Below are 18,437 nucleotides of genomic sequence, written 5' to 3' on the forward strand. Positions count from 1 at the left end.
TTGAGTGACGCTGTAGGCCGGGTAAGGCGTAGCCGCCACCCGGCGTTTTCATCACTCGTCGCCGTTAAAACCCGCACGATTGAGCAGGAACTGCGACAGCAGCGCCACCGGACGTCCGGTCGCGCCTTTGGCTTTGCCGGAGCGCCATGCGGTCCCCGCGATGTCCAGGTGCGCCCAGTTGTACTTGCGGGTGAAGCGCGCCAGGAAGCAGCCCGCGGTAATCGCCCCGCCAGGACGACCGCCGATGTTCGCCATGTCTGCGAAGTTAGACTCCAGCTGTTCCTGGAACTCGTCCCCCAGCGGCAGGCGCCACGCGCGGTCGCCGGCCTGTTCGGACGCGCCGATCAGCTCATGCGCCAGCGGGTTGTGGTTCGACATCAGGCCGGTGATGTGATGCCCCAGCGCAATCACGCAGGCGCCGGTCAGCGTTGCTACGTCTATCACCGCTTCAGGTTCGAAACGCTCAACGTAGGTCAGCACGTCGCACAGCACCAGACGGCCTTCGGCGTCGGTGTTCAGCACCTCAACGGTCTGGCCGGACATGGTGGTCAGCACATCACCCGGACGATAAGCGCGGCCGCCAGGCATGTTTTCGCAGCCCGCCAGCACGCCGATCACGTTGATGGGCAACTGAAGTTCCGCGACCATGCGCATAACGCCGTAAACCGCCGCCGCGCCGCACATGTCGTACTTCATCTCATCCATGCCTTCTGAAGGCTTGATGGAGATACCGCCGGAGTCGAAGGTCAGCCCTTTACCGACGAGCACGATGGGACGCGCATCTTCAGACGGATTGCCCTTGTACTCAATGACCGACATCAGGGATTCGTTCTGGGAGCCGTTACCGACCGCCAGATAAGAGTGCATCCCCAGCTCTTTCATCTGCTGTTCGCCGATAACGCGGGTGATGACGTTCTTGCTGTAGGCGTCAGCCAGCTGGCGCGCCTGAGACGCCAGGTACGCGGCGTTACAGATGTTTGGCGGCATATTGCCAAGATCTTTTGCCGCTTTAATACCGGCGGCAATGGCCAGACCGTGCTGAATGGCGCGCTCGCCGCTGGTCAGCTCGCGACGGGTCGGCACGTTAAAGACCATTTTACGCAGCGGGCGACGCGGCTCGCTTTTGGTGGTCTTCAGCTGATCAAAGCTGTAGAGGCTCTCTTTTGCGGTTTCGACGGCCTGGCGCACTTTCCAGTACGTGTTGCGGCCCTTAACGTGCAGCTCCGTCAGGAAGCAGACGGCTTCCATCGAACCAGTATCATTCAGTGTATTAATGGTTTTCTGAATAACCTGCTTGTACTGGCGCTCATCAAGCTCACGTTCTTTACCACAGCCAATCAGCAGAATACGCTCGGACAGGACGTTCGGAACATGGTGCAGCAACAAGGTCTGCCCTGGTTTGCCTTCCAGTTCGCCACGGCGCAGCAGGGCGCTGATATAGCCGTCGCTGATTTTATCGAGTTGCTCGGCGATCGGGGAGAGTCGGCGTGGTTCAAAGACGCCCACAACGATGCAGGCACTCCGCTGTTTCTCCGGGCTACCGCTTTTTACACTGAACTCCATGCACTACGCTCCTGAATCTTAAAGACAACGGCGGCGGCTACGGATAGAATTGAAACCTTTCGTAACTCATGTCCGCCGTTGTGGTGACTTCGTGTTAATCTTACGTTACTACGGTTTCGACACGTCAATAAATGTCATGAAGCGCGAATCCGCCGGCTTTTTTAATCTTAGCGATGATTTCGACGACTCAAGAGAATAAATGACGTTTAAGCCATGAAACAAGCTAAATTCCTGCATAAGACGAGTTTTAACGGGCGTATTTAAAGTGATAATCATAAGATATCTGGTTCGGGAGACGCTGAAGAGCCAACTGGCGATCCTCTTTATCCTCCTTCTGATCTTTTTCTGTCAGAAGCTGGTCAGGATCCTCGGCGCGGCGGTTGATGGCGAAATCCCAACGAATCTGGTGCTTTCCCTGCTCGGGCTTGGCGTGCCGGAAATGGCGCAGCTTATCCTGCCGTTAAGCCTGTTCCTTGGTCTGCTGATGACCTTGGGTAAGCTCTATACCGAAAGCGAAATCACCGTGATGCATGCCTGCGGCCTCAGTAAAGCCGTACTGGTAAAAGCAGCCATGGTGCTGGCGCTGTTCACGGGCATAGTTGCTGCGGTTAACGTCATGTGGGCGGGGCCGACCTCGTCCCGTCATCAGGATGAGGTGCTGGCGGAAGCAAAAGCTAACCCGGGGCTGGCGGCGCTGGCGCAGGGGCAGTTCCAGCAGGCGACCGACGGTAACTCCGTGCTGTTTATCGAAAGCGTCGATGGCAACCGCTTTAATGACGTGTTTCTTGCTCAACTGCGCCCGAAAGGTAACGCTCGCCCTTCTGTGGTGGTAGCGGACTCCGGTCAGCTGGCGCAGCGTAAAGACGGCTCTCAGGTTGTCACGCTGAACAAAGGAACGCGTTTCGAAGGCACGGCTATGCTGCGCGACTTCCGTATTACTGATTTCCAGAACTACCAGGCCATCATTGGTCATCAGGCCGTCGCGCTCGATCCCACGGATACTGAGCAGATGGATATGCGCACCTTAATGAATACCGATACCGATCGTGCGCGTGCTGAACTGCACTGGCGTATCACGCTGGTATTCACCGTATTTATGATGGCGCTGATGGTGGTTCCGCTGAGCGTGGTGAACCCGCGTCAGGGCCGCGTGCTGTCGATGCTGCCTGCGATGCTGCTGTATCTGGTGTTCTTCCTGCTGCAAACCTCAATCAAGTCTAACGGCGGGAAAGGAAAAATTGACCCGATGATCTGGACCTGGGTCGTGAATGGTTTGTATCTGCTGCTGGCAGTCGGACTCAACTTGTGGGACACGGTGCCTGTGCGTCGTCTTCGTGCCCGGTTTACGCGTAAAGGAGCCATCTAATGCAGGCGTTTGGCGTACTTGACCGCTATATCGGTAAAACGATTTTCACCACCATCATGATGACCCTGTTCATGCTGGTGTCGCTCTCGGGCATTATCAAATTTGTCGACCAGCTGAAAAAAGCCGGGCAGGGGAGTTACGACGCGTTGGGCGCCGGGATGTATACCCTGCTCAGCGTACCAAAAGATGTGCAGATCTTCTTCCCGATGGCGGCCCTGCTGGGTGCGCTGCTGGGCCTGGGGATGCTGGCTCAGCGTAGCGAGCTGGTGGTGATGCAGGCATCGGGCTTTACCCGTATGCAGGTTGCGCTGTCGGTGATGAAAACCGCGATCCCGCTGGTGCTGTTGACCATGGCGATTGGCGAATGGGTCGCACCGCAGGGCGAACAGATGGCGCGTAACTACCGTGCTCAGGCTATGTACGGCGGTTCACTGCTCTCCACGCAGCAGGGGTTATGGGCGAAAGATGGTCAGAACTTCGTCTATATCGAACGCGTGAAAGGGGACGATGAACTGGGCGGCGTGAGCATCTATGCCTTCAATAACGATCGTCGTTTGCAGTCGGTGCGTTATGCCGCCTCCGCTAAATTTGATGCGAACAACAAGCTGTGGCGGTTATCCCAGGTTGATGAATCTGACCTGACGAACCCGAAACAGATCACCGGTTCGCAGACCGTGAGCGGTACCTGGAAAACCAACCTGACGCCGGACAAGCTTGGCGTGGTAGCGCTCGATCCCGATGCGCTCTCCATCAGCGGTCTGCATAACTACGTGAAGTATCTGAAATCGAGCGGACAGGATGCGGGGCGTTACCAGCTCAACATGTGGAGCAAAATCTTCCAGCCGCTGTCCGTGGCCGTGATGATGCTGATGGCGCTATCGTTCATCTTTGGACCGCTGCGTAGCGTGCCGATGGGGGTTCGCGTAGTAACCGGTATCAGCTTTGGTTTCGTGTTCTACGTCCTCGATCAGATTTTCGGTCCGCTGACGCTGGTGTATGGCATTCCGCCAATTATCGGCGCGCTGTTGCCGAGCGCCAGTTTCTTCCTGATCAGCCTCTGGATGCTGCTAAAACGCTCCTGATAAACCTTCTTCCTCGCTCCCGGTTGCCCGGGGGCGAGGCTAATCTCCTGTTTCACCCCGCACTTTTTCTCACAACCTTCAACGCCTCGCCGTGAATTTGAGTATTATTGAGCGATAAAGTCGTGAAGGGATCCTCTATGAAGCAAATTCGAATGCTGGCCCAGTACTACGTCGACCTGATGATGAAGCTCGGGCTGGTGCGTTTTTCCATGCTGCTGGCGCTGGCGCTGGTCGTTCTGGCCATCGTCGTGCAAATGGCCGTAACCATGGTTCTGCATGGTCAGGTCGAGAGCATCGACGTGATCCGCTCTATTTTCTTTGGCCTGCTGATTACCCCATGGGCGGTCTATTTCCTCTCCGTGGTGGTTGAGCAGCTGGAAGAGTCCCGACAGCGTTTATCGAAACTGGTGGATAAGCTGGAAGAGATGCGCGAGCGCGATCTCAAACTCAACGTTCAGCTTAAGGACAACATTGCCCAGCTGAATCAGGAAATTTCAGACCGTGAGAAGGCGGAAGCCGAGCGTCAGACCACGCTTGAGCAGCTGAAAGTTGAGATGAAAGAGCGTGAAGTGACGCAGATCCAGCTTGAACAGCAATCCTCTTTCCTGCGCTCGTTTCTCGATGCGTCGCCGGATCTGGTGTTCTACCGTAATGAAGATAAAGAGTTCTCCGGCTGTAACCGGGCCATGGAACTGTTGACCGGAAAAAGCGAAAAGCAACTGATCCACCTGAAACCTCAGGATGTCTATTCCGAAGAGGCGGCAGCAAAAGTGATGGAGACGGATGAAAAGGTCTTCCGTCATAACGTTTCGCTGACCTATGAGCAGTGGCTGGACTACCCCGACGGGCGCAAAGCCTGCTTTGAGATCCGCAAAGTGCCTTATTACGACCGGGTGGGTAAACGTCATGGGCTGATGGGCTTTGGCCGTGATATCACCGAGCGTAAGCGCTATCAGGATGCGCTGGAGCGCGCCAGCCGGGATAAAACCACCTTCATCTCCACCATCAGCCATGAACTGCGCACTCCGCTGAATGGCATTGTGGGGCTGAGCCGCATTCTGCTGGATACCGAGCTGACCAGCGAGCAGGAAAAATACCTCAAAACGATCCACGTCTCGGCGGTCACGCTGGGTAATATCTTCAATGATATTATCGACATGGATAAGATGGAGCGCCGTAAAGTTCAGCTCGACAACCAGCCGGTTGATTTTACCGGTTTCCTCGCGGACCTGGAAAACCTGTCAGGTTTACAGGCTCAGCAAAAAGGGTTGAGCTTTGTGATGGAGCCAACGCTGCCGTTGCCGCATAAAGTGGTGACGGACGGCACGCGTCTGCGGCAGATCCTGTGGAACCTCATCAGCAACGCCGTGAAGTTTACCCAGAAGGGGCAGGTTGCGGTGCGCATTCGCTATGACGAAGGGGACATGCTGCACTTTGAAGTTGAGGACTCGGGTATCGGCATTCCTCAGGAGGAGCAGGATAAGATCTTCGCCATGTATTATCAGGTTAAAGACAGCCACGGCGGTAAACCGGCGACCGGTACGGGCATTGGCCTGGCGGTGTCGAAACGTCTGGCGAAAAGTATGGGCGGGGATATCACCGTTGCCAGCCAGCCGGGTAAAGGCTCCACCTTTACGCTTACCGTCCACGCGCCTGCCGTGGCGGAAGAGGTAGAAGATACGTTTGAGAACGACGATATGCCGCTGCCAGCCCTGCACGTCCTGCTGGTGGAAGATATTGAGCTGAACGTCATTGTCGCCCGGTCGGTACTGGAAAAACTCGGTAACAGCGTGGATGTGGCGATGACCGGCAAAGCCGCGCTGGAGATGTTCACGCCGGGCGAGTACGACCTGGTGCTGCTGGATATTCAGCTACCGGACATGACCGGGCTGGATATCTCCCGCGAGCTGACGCGCAAATATGCTCCTGACGAGCTGCCGCCGCTGGTGGCGTTGACCGCAAACGTGCTGAAAGATAAAAAAGAGTACCTCGAGGCCGGTATGGACGATGTGCTCAGCAAGCCGCTGGCGGTACCTGCCCTGACGGCGATGATCAAGAAGTTCTGGGATACCTGTGATGAAGAGGAGAGCACCATGACGTCTGTTGATAGCGCCAAAGCCCAAACGATACTGGATACCGCCATGCTGGAGCAGTATATCGATCTGGTGGGACCAAAACTGATCACCGATGGCCTGGCCGTGTTCGAAAAAATGATGCCGGGCTATCTGAACGTGCTCGAATCCAACCTGACGGCGCGTGACAAGAAGGGCATCGTCGAAGAGGGACATAAAATCAAAGGCGCGGCAGGATCGGTCGGGTTACGCCATCTCCAGCAACTGGGCCAACAGATTCAGTCGCCTGATTTACCTGCCTGGGAAGATAATGTAGGTGATTGGGTCGAAGAGATGAAACAAGAGTGGCAAAACGATGTGGCAGTGCTGAAAGCCTGGGTGGATGCCAGAAAAAAATGACCCCGGCTATACCGGGGTGCGCGAATACTGCGCCAACACCAGGGAAATCGTGGCTGCGCCTGATTTTTATGGGTTGTTTTCGCATGGACGCCGCCTGAAAATTGAGGCCGCACGCAGATAAGATAGCAAATCTTAAACAGTTTGTTACATGAATCAGTGAAATGTGTGAAGCATAGCGTTTTAATCAGAATTTTTAATGTGCTTCAGCGAGTTGCATAGAAGGATCGTCAGAATGAAAAAGATTGGTGTCGTGCTGAGCGGATGTGGTGTTTACGATGGTTCAGAGATACATGAAACCGTATTAACGCTGCTGGCATTATCGCGCCAGGGGGCAGACGTTATCTGCTTCGCCCCGGATAAAACTCAGGCAGACGTGATTAATCATCTCACCGGCGAGTCAATGGCGGAAAGCCGTAACGTGCTGATTGAAGCGGCGCGTATTGTGCGCGGCGATATTCACCCGCTGGCACAGGCCGATGCCGCTGAGCTTGATGCGCTCATCGTGCCGGGCGGTTTTGGCGCGGCGAAAAACCTGAGCACGTTTGCAACGGAAGGCGCGGCGTGTCATGTCGATCCCGATTTGAAAGCGCTATCGCTGGCGATGCATGCGGCAGGTAAGCCGCAGGGCTTTATCTGCATTGCGCCGGCCATGCTGCCGAAAATTTTTGATTTCCCGCTGCGGCTCACGATCGGAACCGACATTGATACCGCTGAGATTGTCGAGGATATGGGCGGCGAACACGTGCCATGTCCGGTAGACGACATTGTGGTGGACGAGGATAACAAGATCATCACCACGCCAGCGTATATGCTGGCGCAGAACATCGCCGAGGCTGCCGCAGGCATTGAAAAGCTGGTGGACAGAGTGCTGGTCCTGACCGAATGAGTCGTAAATTCTCCCCCGGCGGGTGGTTAAAACGGATCCTGCTGCGTATTGTGCTGGTCCTGGCCGTGTTCTGGGGCGGCGGTATTGCGCTGTTCAGCATCCTGCCCGTCCCGTTCTCGGCCGTGATGGCAGAGCGGCAGATTAGCGCCTGGCTCTCAGGGGATTTTGGCTATGTTGCCCATTCTGACTGGGTCAGCATGGATGCCATCTCGCCGTGGATGGGGCTGGCGGTCATTGCCGCAGAAGATCAGAAGTTCCCGGAGCACTGGGGTTTTGACGTGGCGGCTATCGAGAAGGCGCTGGATCATAATGAGCGTCATGAAAACCGCGTCCGCGGTGCGTCAACGCTTTCTCAGCAGACGGTAAAAAACCTGTTCTTATGGGACGGTCGCAGCTGGGTAAGAAAAGGACTGGAGGCCGGGCTGACGCTGGGGGTCGAGACGGTGTGGAGCAAAAAACGCATTTTAACCGTCTACCTGAATATCGCGGAATTTGGTGACGGCGTATTTGGTGTCGAAGCGGCATCGCAGCGCTATTTTGGCAAGCCCGCCAGCAGGCTGACTATGTCCGAAGCGGCACTGCTTGCCGCCGTGCTGCCGAACCCGCTGCGTTTTAAGGCCAGCGCCCCGTCAGGCTATGTGCGAAGCCGCCAGGCGTGGATTATGCGCCAGATGCGCCAGCTGGGTGGGGAAGGGTTTATGGAGCGAAATAATCTTATGTAGGGCGGGTTAGCGCAGCGCTACCCGCCGACATGGCGAACGTTAGTCTTCGTCAAACCCGGCGTTGAACAGGGCAATCACTGCCGCCAGCGCTTCTTCTTCCTGCGGGCCGGTGGCTTCAACTTCAATCTGACGGCCTTTGGCAGAATCCAGCATCAGTAGCGCAATCACGCTGTTGGCTTCTGCCTCGGTTCCCTCGTCGTTGCGCAGCAGCACCTCAGCATCAAAACCCTGCATCAGTTCAAACAGCTTCATCGCCGGGCGCGCATGCATGCCCAGCTTGTTGGTGATTTCGACGGTCTGTTTTACGGTCATGTTTTACGTTTTTCCAGCGTGCGATGACGGGACTGAACGTTCTTCCCGCGTGAGCGGAAGTAATCGGCCAGCTGTTCGGCAATGTAGACCGAACGATGTTTACCGCCGGTACAGCCAATCGCCACCGTCAGGTAGCTGCGATTGTTTGTTTCCAGCATAGGTAACCATAGCTCAAGGTAGCTTCGCGTCTGGTAGATAAAATTGTGTACTTCTGTGTGTCTGTCGAGGAACGCCGCCACCGGCTTATCCAGACCGGTCATCGGACGCAGTTTCGGATCCCAGTGTGGGTTCGGCAGGAAACGCACATCAAAAACGTAATCCGCATCGATAGGTATGCCGTGCTTAAAGCCGAAGGATTCAAACACCATCGTCAGTTCGCGCTCGCGCTTGCCGAGTAAGCGCGTACGCAGCATTTCCGCCAGCTCGTGGACGGACATTTCAGAGGTGTCGACAATCAGATCGGCCCGGGAACGCAGCGGCTCAAGCAGATCGCTCTCTTTATCGATGGCGCTTTCCAGCGAAAGATTTTTACTGGAGAGCGGATGCAAACGACGTGTATCGCTGTAACGGCGGATCAGCGTGTTGCGGTCAGCGTCGAGGAACAAGAGCTGAGGCGAGAAGCATTCCGGCAGGCTGTTCATTGCCTGCTCGAAGATTTCCGGCGATTCCGGCATGTTACGCACGTCAATACTGACGGCGGCAGAGATTTGCCTGTCCGCCAGCGTCCGCGCCAGATCGGGTAACAACACTACCGGCAGGTTATCTACACAGTAAAATCCCATGTCTTCCAGCGCGCGCAGGGCCACGGACTTCCCGGACCCCGAACGACCGCTGACGATCATCAGCACCATGTTCCGTTTCTCCTCAGGGCAGCCGTTCTGAAGGCCCTTTCCCGATTATGCCTCATCCTGATTGCCTTCTGCTTCAGTGATAATTTGATAAAGCTCTTCATCACTTTGGGCTGAGCGCAGTCGACGACAAATGGTTTTATCCGCCAGACGTTTGGCAACCAGCGACAGAGTGTGCAGGTGGGTCTTGGTCTGATCGGCAGGCACCAGCAGCGCGAAGAGCAGATCCACAGGCTGGTTATCGATGGCGTCAAAAGCGATAGGCGTTTCCAGTTGCACAAACACCCCCACGGCACGCAGCGTATCTTCTTCCAGCTTGCCATGCGGGATCGCAATGCCATTGCCGATGCCAGTACTGCCCATTTTTTCACGGGTCAGAATGGCTTCAAACACGATCTGCGGCGGCAGACCCAGCTGTTTTGCGGCCAGCTCACTGATGATTTCCAGCGCACGTTTTTTGCTCTGGCAGTGAACGCCACTGCGGGTACAATCCTGGTTAAGGACATTGCTCAGTTGAAGAGCGGAATCGTTGTTTATCATAATTTCACCTAAGCGCTAACTGTACAAATGGCCTGTTGTGTTTCACAACAGGCCGTCCTGCACCCGTTAACTGCCCGGACAATTAGTGTTGTTTCAGTTTATCTTTATGTTTATTGAGCTGTCTCGCAAGCTTATCAATCAAGCCGTCGATAGCCGCGTACATGTCTTGCCCTTCCGCACTGGCATGGAGTTCCCCTCCGTTGACGTGCAGGGTCGCATCCGAGATATGCGTCACTTTCTCCACTTTCAACACAACATAGACCTGGTTGATCCTCTCGAAATACTGTTCGAGTTTCGCAAACTTAGTGTTTACAAAATCGCGTAAAGCCTCAGTAATCTCGACGTTATGTCCGGTGATATTGAGCTGCATAGTGTCTTCCTTATCGGTTGTGTCAAACCAGTTGTTTACGCTGGTTAGACGGCGGAATGGATAAAGACTCTCGATACTTCGCGACAGTACGACGTGCCACCATAATACCCTGATCGGACAGCATGGTGGTTAACTTACTGTCACTGAGTGGCTTCGCGGGGTTCTCCGCGGCGATCAACTTCTTCACCAGTGCGCGAATGGCCGTTGACGAGGCTTCGCCGCCGCCTTCGGTGTTCACGTGGCTGGAGAAGAAATACTTAAGCTCAAAAATACCGCGTGGGCTGTGCAGATACTTCTGCGTGGTCACGCGGGAAATGGTTGATTCATGCATCTCGACGGCCTGGGCGATGTCCGCCAGCACCATCGGTTTCATAAACTCTTCGCCCTGCTCAAAGAACGCCTGCTGCTGTTCGACAATACAGCGGCTGACGCGCAGCAGCGTGTCATTACGGCTCTCCAGACTCTTGATCAACCAGCGTGCTTCCTGAAGGTTGCTGCGAATATATTGATTATCAGCGTCATTACGTGCGCTGGTGCACATGGAGGCGTATTGCTGGTTGATTTGCAGGCGAGGAATGCTGTCGGCGTTCAGTTCAACGACCCACCGGCCATTGTGTTTTCTCACCAGCACATCAGGAATGACATATTCCGGTTCGCTGGTCTGGATCGACTGCCCCGGACGCGGATCGAGGGACTGGATCAGATTCACCGCTTCCTTCAGCACCTCTTCTTTCAGGCGCGTGACGCGCATCAGGGTGCGGAAGTCGTGATTCGCCAGCAGATCCAGATGATCGCTGATGATGAGCCGGGCTTCGTCAATCCACGGTGTCTCTTTGGCAAACTGCGAAAGCTGGATCAGAAGGCAGTCGCGCAGATCTTTCGCGGCGACGCCAATTGGGTCGAAACGCTGAACGCGTTTCAGAACGGCTTCGATCTCTTCCAGTTCAATCTCGTCATCGCCGATGCTTTCCAGAATCTCGTCCAGCGTCACGGTCAAATAGCCCGTGTCGTCAACGGCATCGACAATCGAGGTGGCAATGGCGCGATCGGTATCGGAGAAAGGGGTCAGCTCTACCTGCCACATCAGGTAGTCCTGAAGCGACTGGGTGGTTTCGCCCTGGTAGACCGGGAGTTCATCGTCCTGGTAGTCTGCACGCGTCCCGGAAGGGGTACCCGCGGTGTAGATTTCGTCCCAGCTGGCATCCAGCGGCAGTTCGTCCGGCATCTCTTTCTGTTCGAGCGCATCTACGGAGTCTAGCGTTTCTGTGTCCTGCGTCTGCTGGGCGTCTACCTCGTCATGAAGATCGGTTTGCTCCAGCAGCGGATTACTGTCCAGCGCCTGCTGGAGCTCCTGCTGGAGTTCTAACGTGGACAGCTGCAACAGACGGATTGCCTGCTGTAGCTGCGGCGTCATGGCCAGTTGCTGGCTGAGCCGTAATTGCAAACCTTGCTTCATGTTCAGAGCGTTTTTCTCCGGTTCGGCGTGACTTAACCTCTACCCTATCAGAGTCTGAAGTCTTCCCCAAGGTACACGCGCTTAACATGCTCATCTTCGAGGATTTGCTGCGGCGTACCGTGGGCAATCAGATGGCCCTGGCTCACTATGTAGGCGCGCTCACACACGGCCAGCGTTTCACGAACGTTGTGGTCCGTGATCAGTACGCCAAGCCCGCTATCGCGCAGGTGCTCAATAATACGTTTGATATCGATAACGGAGATGGGGTCAACGCCCGCAAACGGTTCATCCAGCAGGATGAATTTCGGGTTTGCTGCCAGCGCGCGCGCAATCTCAACGCGGCGGCGTTCACCACCGGACAGCGCCTGGCCGAGGCTGTCACGCAGATGTTCGATATGAAACTCTTCCATCAGCTCGTTCGCACGGTCAGTGCGCTGCTCGCTGGTCAGATCGTCACGGATCTGGAGCACGGCCATCAGGTTGTCGAACACGCTTAGGCGGCGGAAGATAGACGCTTCCTGCGGCAGATAGCCGATACCACGACGCGCGCGGGCATGCAGCGGCAGCAGGCTGATATCTTCATCATCGATGATAATGTTGCCGGCGTCACGCGGGACAATGCCCACCACCATGTAGAAGGTCGTGGTTTTACCCGCCCCGTTAGGGCCAAGCAAACCCACGATTTCGCCGGAGTTGACGGTCAGACTGACATCTTCGACGACGCGGCGGCCCTTATACGCCTTCGCGAGGTTTTTTGCAGTTAAAGTTGCCATAACGAATTAGTTACTCTTTTTCTTTGCCGGAGCCTGACCGTTGTTCTTGTCCTGCAACTGCGAAGGCACAAGCACGGTCGTGACGCGTTTGCCTTTTTCGCTGGAGGCCTGCATTTTCTGCTCTTTCACCAGATAGGTGATCTTGTCGCCTTTGATATTGCTGTCCAGCTGTTCCAGGTAAGCATTACCGGTCAGGATGACCAGATCCTTCGCCAGTTCATAGTGCATATGCGAGGCATGGCCTTTCACCGGCTTGCCGTTGTCCTGCATCTGGTAGAAGGTGGCCGGGTTGCCATAACCATCGATAATCTCTTTGCCCTGCTCGCCGCCCGGACGGGTAACGACCACTTTGTCGGCGTTGATTTTGATGGTGCCCTGGGTCATGACGACGTTGCCGGTGAAGGTGACGACGTTACCCTGCATATCCAGAGACTGGGTATCGGATTCAATATGAATCGGCTGTTCGGTGTCGCCAGTCACAGCAAGCGCGGGAAGACTGGCCGCCAGCAGCGCGCTGGCGATAACAACTTTAAGGCTGAGTTTGTTTGTTTTGAATTTCATAGGAGGTTCTAACCTTTTCAATCAGCTCGGCGTTTTTGCTGCGTAAGTTCCCGCGCATTCTTAAACCGCTGGAATTAAATGTTGTGCCATACAGGGTGACGAGATCCTGCGACGTGACATCCTGGGTGACCAGGTTGATCTGGGCGTTATCCGTCGTAATTTTTCGCAGTTGCGCGTCAGCGGTCAGGGCGTTGACTTCAACGTGACCATACAGGTAAAGCATACGGTCATTTGTCAGTTTTGCCCGGTCAGACTTGATAGACCACGTCGGCACTTTGTCCGTATCAAAGGTGGTCATGACCGGTTGGGTAAACCACGAGGTACCGTCATCTGAAAAATATTCTACATGCTGAGCAACGAGGCGATAGTTCAGCGCGCCTTCCGGGCTATAGACCACGGTGTCGCTGTGATCGCTTTTATAGGTCGGGTCGCTCGTGTTAACCACTTCCGCTTGCGTATCATCGCGGTCAGCGAGGTTGACGCCAATCAGTACCAGGGTGACAAGCGCAAGCAGAATGATAACCCAACGTCTGGTTTTACTCATATCGATTGCCCTTTCGCCTCATCAAGCTTGCCCTGCGCCAGCAGAAGCAGATCGCAAACTTCACGGACGGCGCCGCGGCCACCGTGAATATGGGTAACGTAATCAGCACGCGGGATCAGCAGCGGGTGCGCGTCAGCCACCGCGATGCTCAGACCCACCTCCGCCATCACTGGCCAGTCGATCAAATCATCCCCGACGTATGCCACATTCTCTGGTGCAATGGCCAGTTTTCCCAGCAGATCCCGGAAGGCTACCATCTTATCAGACTGCCCCTGATAGAGATGGGTAATTCCCAGCGTTTCACACCGATCTTCTACCAGTTTAGCTTTCCGCCCGGTGATGATAGCAACTTCAATACCGGACGTGAGCGCACAGCGGATACCGTAACCGTCGCGAACGTTAAAGGCTTTCAGCTCTTCGCCGTTATTGCCCATATAAATCAGACCGTCGGAGAGCACACCATCCACATCGAGGATCAGCAGGCGGATATTTTCCGCCTTTGCCATCATCTGGGCGCTCACCGGGCCATAACAGGTTGCAAGGGATGCACCCGCATTACTCATTGTCTTATCCTTCATTACACTACGCCAGCGCGCAGCAGATCATGCATATGTACCACACCCAGCAGTTGGTCGCCATCGGCAACCATCACTGAGGTAATATGACGGGACTGCATCAGGTTCAGTACATCGACCGCCAGCGTGCCCGGACGGACGCGGATCCCGCCTGGCGTCATCACATCAGCGATGCCCAGCGTTCGGACATCCACACCCATATCGAATACCCGGCGCAGGTCGCCGTCGGTGAAAATGCCCTGAATCTTCATCAGATCGTCGCAGATAACCGTCATGCCCAGGTTTTTACGGGTGATCTCCAGTAACGCGTCGCGCAAAGAGGCCTCTTTGCTGACGTGCGGGATCTCATCCCCGGTGTGCATAATATCGTTAACCCGCAGCAGCAGTTTGCGCCCGAGCGCGCCGCCGGGGTGAGACAGGGCGAAATCTTCAGGCGTAAAACCGCGCGCTTCCAGCAGCGCAACGGCAAGGGCATCGCCCATCACCAGCGCGGCGGTTGTGCTGGAGGTCGGCGCCAGCCCCAGCGGACAGGCTTCTTTAGGCACCTTCACGCACAGGTGAATATCCGCTGCACGCGCCATACTGCTTTCCGGGCGGCTGGTCATGCAAATCAGCGGTACGTGCAGACGCTTGAGCACCGGGATCAACGCCAGGATTTCATTCGATTCCCCGGAGTTGGACAGCGCAATAACCACGTCCTGCGGCGTAACCATGCCGAGGTCACCGTGCGCGGCTTCACCGGGATGGACGAAGAATGACGACGTGCCGGTACTGGCAAAGGTCGCCGCCATTTTACGTCCGATATGGCCGGATTTGCCCATCCCCATCACCACGACTTTGCCGGCACAGTAGAACATCTTCTCACAGGCCAGACTAAAATCCTGATTAATGTACTGATCTAACTGCGCCAGACCTTCACGTTCAATCTCCAGAACGTCTTTGCCTGCTTTCTGAAAGTCAAAACCCGGCTGCAATTCTATTTGCGACATAATGCGTTTCCGTTTACCCAGAGAGAAGCGGCGAAAGCCAGTACAGCATCGCCAGCCATACGATAAATCCACCCGTCAGCAGCGCGCCTGCGCCTTTGCCGATCTGCTCTTTTCGCCGCCAGCAGAGCAGGGCGAAAATCACGCTGACCAGCAGCATTACACCGTAATCGCGCGTGAAAACCATAGGGTTAAACGGCCCCGGCGAGATTAACGCCGGCAGCCCCGTCACGATTGCGATATTGAAAATATTCGAGCCAATGATATTGCCGATGGCGATATCATCCTCCCCTTTACGCGCCCCGGCGATGGCGGTAGCCAGCTCTGGCAGGCTGGTGCCGATGGCGATTACCGTCAGACCGATTGTCAGTTCGCTCATCGCAAACGCGTTCGCCAGCACCGTCGCGTTATCGACCACCATCCGCGTGGCCATTGGCATGATGATCAGCGCGACGCCCAGCCACAGCAGGGCGACGGGTAAGGTCCCTTCCCGGGGCAGCTCGGCGAGATGCTCACGCGTGAGGCTATCGTTGCCCTGTTTTTCCGCCAGACGTGCGATCTTCACGCTGTAAAGCAACCAGATCACGGCCAGGGCGAGCAGGAATATACCGTCATCGACGCTCAGCACCCCGTCATAAAGTACGTAGCCTGCCAGCAGACTGACGACTAACATTAACGGCAATTCCCGGCGCAAAACATCAGAATGCACGCGAAATGGATGCAATAATGCGGCTAAGCCTAAAATCAGTAAGATATTGACGATGTTAGAGCCAATCGCGGTGCCGATAGCGAGGTCGACCTGCCCATGCAGCGAGGCTGAAACAGAAACGATGATTTCAGGAAGCGATGTGCCTACACTGACCACCGTCATGCCGATAATGATGGGCGGCATGCCAATGAGTCGACAGAGAATGGATGCGGCAAAGACCAAACGGTCAGCACTGTAGACCACCAACAGTAAACCAATTATTAACAGTGCTGTTGCTAAAAGCATCAAAAGTCCTTTCTTCAGGTATACTCGCTGGTCCACTGCGCACGAATGTTGGCGCCAGATGAAGTCTGAGACGTAACGAATTCCTAATTTTGACTTTATGCGCCGGAAAAGTAAAACAAATGCCAGCTTTCGCTAACCCCAATAGTGAATATTCTGTAAAAATGCGGGGTTTAGGGCTGATTTACGCTTCATGCCAGCCGTGAAGCAAGGTAAGTAAGGAACCATAAATGAGCCAAACGATGGCGAATATAGTCGATGTCCGGGGCGTCAGTTTTTCTCGCGGCAACCGGTTAATATTTGATGATATTTCGCTGACCGTGCCGCGCGGTAAAATCACCGCCATCATGGGGCCGTCAGGGATCGGTAAAACCACGTTGCTGCGCCTTATCGGCGGGCAAATCCCCCCTGACAGCGGCGAAATTCTCTTCGACGGCGAAAATGTCCCGGAGATGTCTCGCTCGCGCCTCTACACGGTTCGCAAACGGATGAGCATGCTCTTTCAGTCGGGCGCGCTGTTCACGGATATGAACGTTTTTGACAACGTGGCCTATCCGTTGCGTGAGCACACCCATCTTCCTCCTGAGCTGTTGCACAGCACGGTGATGATGAAGCTTGAAGCCGTGGGGCTGCGGGGGGCTGCGAAACTCATGCCGTCCGAACTCTCGGGTGGGATGGCGCGCCGCGCCGCGCTGGCGCGTGCTATTGCCCTGGAACCCGATTTAATCATGTTCGATGAACCGTTCGTCGGGCAGGACCCCATCACCATGGGCGTGCTGGTGAAGTTAATTTCGGAGCTGAACAGCGCCCTTGGCGTCACCTGCGTGGTGGTTTCCCACGACGTGCCGGAAGTGCTGAGTATCGCTGATTACGCCTATATTGTGGCTGACAAAAAAATCGTCGCCCACGGCAGCGCCCAGGCGTTGCAGGAGAATGGCGATCCGCGCGTGCGGCAGTTCCTGGACGGTATCGCAGATGGGCCGGTGCCTTTCCGCTATCCGGCGGGCGACTATCATGACGATTTACTCGGAATAGGGAGTTAAGCCACTCATGCTGTTAAATGCGTTGGCGGGTCTTGGACACCGTGGCCTAAAAACCATCAGTACGTTCGGGCGTGCCGGATTAATGTTGTTCAACGCGCTGGTCGGCAAACCGGAGTTCCGTAAGCATGCGCCGTTACTGGTGCGGCAGCTTTATAACGTCGGCGTGCTGTCGATGCTTATTATCATCGTGTCGGGTCTGTTTATTGGCATGGTGCTGGGGTTGCAGGGGTATCTGGTGCTGACAACCTACAGCGCGGAAACCAGCCTTGGCATGCTGGTGGCGCTCTCGCTGCTGCGTGAACTCGGGCCGGTGGTTGCCGCGCTGCTGTTCGCCGGGCGTGCCGGGTCAGCGTTGACGGCGGAAATTGGCCTGATGCGCGCCACCGAGCAGCTCTCCAGTATGGAGATGATGGCAGTCGATCCGCTGCGCCGGGTGATCTCGCCGCGCTTCTGGGCCGGGGTTATCTCCTTGCCGTTACTGACTATCCTCTTTGTGGCGGTAGGTATCTGGGGAGGCGCGCTGGTTGGCGTTAACTGGAAAGGCATTGATGCCGGGTTCTTCTGGTCTGCCATGCAGGACGCCATCGATCTGCGGATGGATCTGGTGAACTGTCTGATCAAGAGCGTGGTTTTCGCTGTGACGGTTACCTGGATTGCGTTGTTTAATGGTTACGATGCCATTCCGACGTCGGCGGGCATTAGCCGTGCAACGACGCGTACTGTCGTACATTCGTCGCTGGCCGTTTTAGGTCTGGATTTTGTGCTCACCGCACTGATGTTTGGGAATTGAGTTCATGCAAACGAGAAAAAATGAAATTTGGGTTGGCGTGTTTCTGCTTCTGGCGCTGCTGGCCGCGCTGTTCATCTGCCTGCGAGCGGCGGACATCACCTCTGTTCGCGCCGAGCCGACGTACCGTATCTACGCGACTTTCGATAACATCGGCGGCCTGAAAGCGCGCTCACCGGTGCGTATTGGTGGCGTCGTTATCGGACGTGTCGCTGACATTACGCTTGATGAGAAAACCTATCTGCCGCGCGTCGCGATGGATATCGAAGAGCGCTATAACCACATTCCGGACACCAGCTCGCTTTCTATCCGCACCTCTGGCCTGCTGGGGGAGCAATATCTGGCCCTTAACGTTGGTTTTGAAGATCCTGAGCTGGGAACGACTATCCTTAAAGACGGTAGCGTAATCCAGGATACCAAGTCAGCGATGGTGCTGGAGGATATGATTGGTCAGTTCCTTTACAACAGTAAAGGGGATGATAAAAAGTCTGACGATGCCCCTGCGCAGAGTGAAGACCACACCAACGTCGAACCGACGCCAGGCGCGACGAATTAATTTCA

The 18,437-nt window shown here is 55.5% G+C and carries 20 protein-coding genes; 8 read left to right on the forward strand and 12 right to left on the reverse strand.

Going from position 1 to position 18,437, the window contains the following annotated elements:
- Positions 1 to 51: 51 nt before the first annotated feature.
- Complete coding sequence (gene pepA, locus RHN82_RS12175; RefSeq protein WP_003861882.1) at positions 52 to 1,563, reverse strand: leucyl aminopeptidase; 1,512 nt, start codon at positions 1,561 to 1,563, stop codon at positions 52 to 54.
- A gap of 265 nt (positions 1,564 to 1,828) precedes the next feature.
- On the opposite strand from pepA, the gene lptF reads away from it, so the two are divergent.
- From lptF to mtgA, 5 genes are all read left to right on the forward strand, one after another.
- On the forward strand, positions 1,829 to 2,929 hold the full coding sequence (gene lptF / locus RHN82_RS12180) for an LPS export ABC transporter permease LptF (RefSeq protein ID WP_000584142.1): 1,101 nt from the start codon (positions 1,829 to 1,831) through the stop codon (positions 2,927 to 2,929).
- Positions 2,929 to 4,011 (forward strand): LPS export ABC transporter permease LptG, encoded by a 1,083-nt coding sequence (lptG, locus tag RHN82_RS12185; protein ID WP_001147540.1) that lies wholly within the window; start codon positions 2,929 to 2,931, stop codon positions 4,009 to 4,011. The genes lptF and lptG overlap by 1 nt, the downstream gene beginning before the upstream one ends.
- Positions 4,012 to 4,148: 137 nt before the next feature.
- On the forward strand, positions 4,149 to 6,482 hold the full coding sequence (gene arcB / locus RHN82_RS12190; RefSeq protein ID WP_047051242.1) for an aerobic respiration two-component sensor histidine kinase ArcB: 2,334 nt from the start codon (positions 4,149 to 4,151) through the stop codon (positions 6,480 to 6,482).
- A gap of 232 nt (positions 6,483 to 6,714) precedes the next feature.
- Positions 6,715 to 7,368: an isoprenoid biosynthesis glyoxalase ElbB gene (gene elbB / locus RHN82_RS12195; RefSeq protein ID WP_047051241.1), complete on the forward strand. Its 654-nt coding sequence runs from the start codon at positions 6,715 to 6,717 to the stop codon at positions 7,366 to 7,368.
- On the forward strand, positions 7,365 to 8,090 hold the full coding sequence (gene mtgA / locus RHN82_RS12200) for a monofunctional biosynthetic peptidoglycan transglycosylase (RefSeq protein WP_047051240.1): 726 nt from the start codon (positions 7,365 to 7,367) through the stop codon (positions 8,088 to 8,090). Before elbB ends, mtgA begins: the two co-directional genes overlap by 4 nt.
- Positions 8,091 to 8,129: 39 nt before the next feature.
- Here mtgA and npr read toward each other — a convergent pair whose 3' ends face one another.
- The 11 genes from npr to RHN82_RS12255 all read right to left on the reverse strand — a co-directional run bounded on the left by npr (position 8,130) and on the right by RHN82_RS12255 (position 16,049).
- Entirely contained in the window at positions 8,130 to 8,402 is a 273-nt protein-coding gene (gene npr, locus RHN82_RS12205; protein ID WP_003861872.1) for a PTS phosphocarrier protein NPr, read from the reverse strand.
- Entirely contained in the window at positions 8,399 to 9,253 is an 855-nt protein-coding gene (gene rapZ / locus RHN82_RS12210; protein WP_003861870.1) for an RNase adapter RapZ, read from the reverse strand. Before rapZ ends, npr begins: the two co-directional genes overlap by 4 nt.
- Positions 9,254 to 9,298: 45 nt before the next feature.
- Positions 9,299 to 9,790: a PTS IIA-like nitrogen regulatory protein PtsN gene (ptsN, locus tag RHN82_RS12215; RefSeq protein WP_003861869.1), complete on the reverse strand. Its 492-nt coding sequence runs from the start codon at positions 9,788 to 9,790 to the stop codon at positions 9,299 to 9,301.
- Between the two features lie 82 nt (positions 9,791 to 9,872).
- Positions 9,873 to 10,160, reverse strand: a complete 288-nt coding sequence (hpf, locus tag RHN82_RS12220; RefSeq protein WP_003861866.1) for a ribosome hibernation promoting factor — start codon at positions 10,158 to 10,160, stop codon at positions 9,873 to 9,875.
- 22 nt (positions 10,161 to 10,182) lie between these two features.
- On the reverse strand, positions 10,183 to 11,616 hold the full coding sequence (gene rpoN, locus RHN82_RS12225) for an RNA polymerase factor sigma-54 (RefSeq protein WP_003861864.1): 1,434 nt from the start codon (positions 11,614 to 11,616) through the stop codon (positions 10,183 to 10,185).
- Positions 11,617 to 11,663: 47 nt separating this feature from the next.
- A complete protein-coding gene (lptB, locus tag RHN82_RS12230; RefSeq protein WP_003861862.1) occupies positions 11,664 to 12,389 on the reverse strand; it encodes an LPS export ABC transporter ATP-binding protein in 726 nt (241 codons plus the stop codon).
- A 6-nt stretch (positions 12,390 to 12,395) separates the two neighbouring features.
- Complete coding sequence (lptA, locus tag RHN82_RS12235; protein WP_015571984.1) at positions 12,396 to 12,950, reverse strand: lipopolysaccharide ABC transporter substrate-binding protein LptA; 555 nt, start codon at positions 12,948 to 12,950, stop codon at positions 12,396 to 12,398.
- On the reverse strand, positions 12,919 to 13,494 hold the full coding sequence (gene lptC / locus RHN82_RS12240) for an LPS export ABC transporter periplasmic protein LptC (protein WP_047051239.1): 576 nt from the start codon (positions 13,492 to 13,494) through the stop codon (positions 12,919 to 12,921). Before lptC ends, lptA begins: the two co-directional genes overlap by 32 nt.
- A complete protein-coding gene (gene kdsC / locus RHN82_RS12245; protein WP_047051238.1) occupies positions 13,491 to 14,057 on the reverse strand; it encodes a 3-deoxy-manno-octulosonate-8-phosphatase KdsC in 567 nt (188 codons plus the stop codon). Before kdsC ends, lptC begins: the two co-directional genes overlap by 4 nt.
- Before the next feature lie 14 nt (positions 14,058 to 14,071).
- Positions 14,072 to 15,058: an arabinose-5-phosphate isomerase KdsD gene (gene kdsD, locus RHN82_RS12250; protein WP_003861853.1), complete on the reverse strand. Its 987-nt coding sequence runs from the start codon at positions 15,056 to 15,058 to the stop codon at positions 14,072 to 14,074.
- Between the two features lie 13 nt (positions 15,059 to 15,071).
- Positions 15,072 to 16,049, reverse strand: a complete 978-nt coding sequence (locus tag RHN82_RS12255; RefSeq protein WP_047051237.1) for a calcium/sodium antiporter — start codon at positions 16,047 to 16,049, stop codon at positions 15,072 to 15,074.
- Between the two features lie 227 nt (positions 16,050 to 16,276).
- Here RHN82_RS12255 and mlaF point away from each other — a divergent pair, with 227 nt between their 5' ends.
- From mlaF to mlaD, 3 genes are read left to right on the forward strand one after another with little or no spacing between them, the layout of a single operon-like run.
- Complete coding sequence (gene mlaF / locus RHN82_RS12260) at positions 16,277 to 17,089, forward strand: phospholipid ABC transporter ATP-binding protein MlaF (protein WP_006812132.1); 813 nt, start codon at positions 16,277 to 16,279, stop codon at positions 17,087 to 17,089.
- A gap of 7 nt (positions 17,090 to 17,096) precedes the next feature.
- On the forward strand, positions 17,097 to 17,879 hold the full coding sequence (gene mlaE / locus RHN82_RS12265; RefSeq protein WP_003861848.1) for a lipid asymmetry maintenance ABC transporter permease subunit MlaE: 783 nt from the start codon (positions 17,097 to 17,099) through the stop codon (positions 17,877 to 17,879).
- A 4-nt stretch (positions 17,880 to 17,883) separates the two neighbouring features.
- Positions 17,884 to 18,432, forward strand: a complete 549-nt coding sequence (gene mlaD / locus RHN82_RS12270; RefSeq protein ID WP_003861847.1) for an outer membrane lipid asymmetry maintenance protein MlaD — start codon at positions 17,884 to 17,886, stop codon at positions 18,430 to 18,432.
- Positions 18,433 to 18,437: the final 5 nt, after the last annotated feature.

Source organism: Enterobacter cloacae complex sp. EB5 (assembly GCF_031432835.1).
Classification (GTDB): Bacteria; Pseudomonadota; Gammaproteobacteria; order Enterobacterales; family Enterobacteriaceae; genus Enterobacter; species Enterobacter hormaechei_C.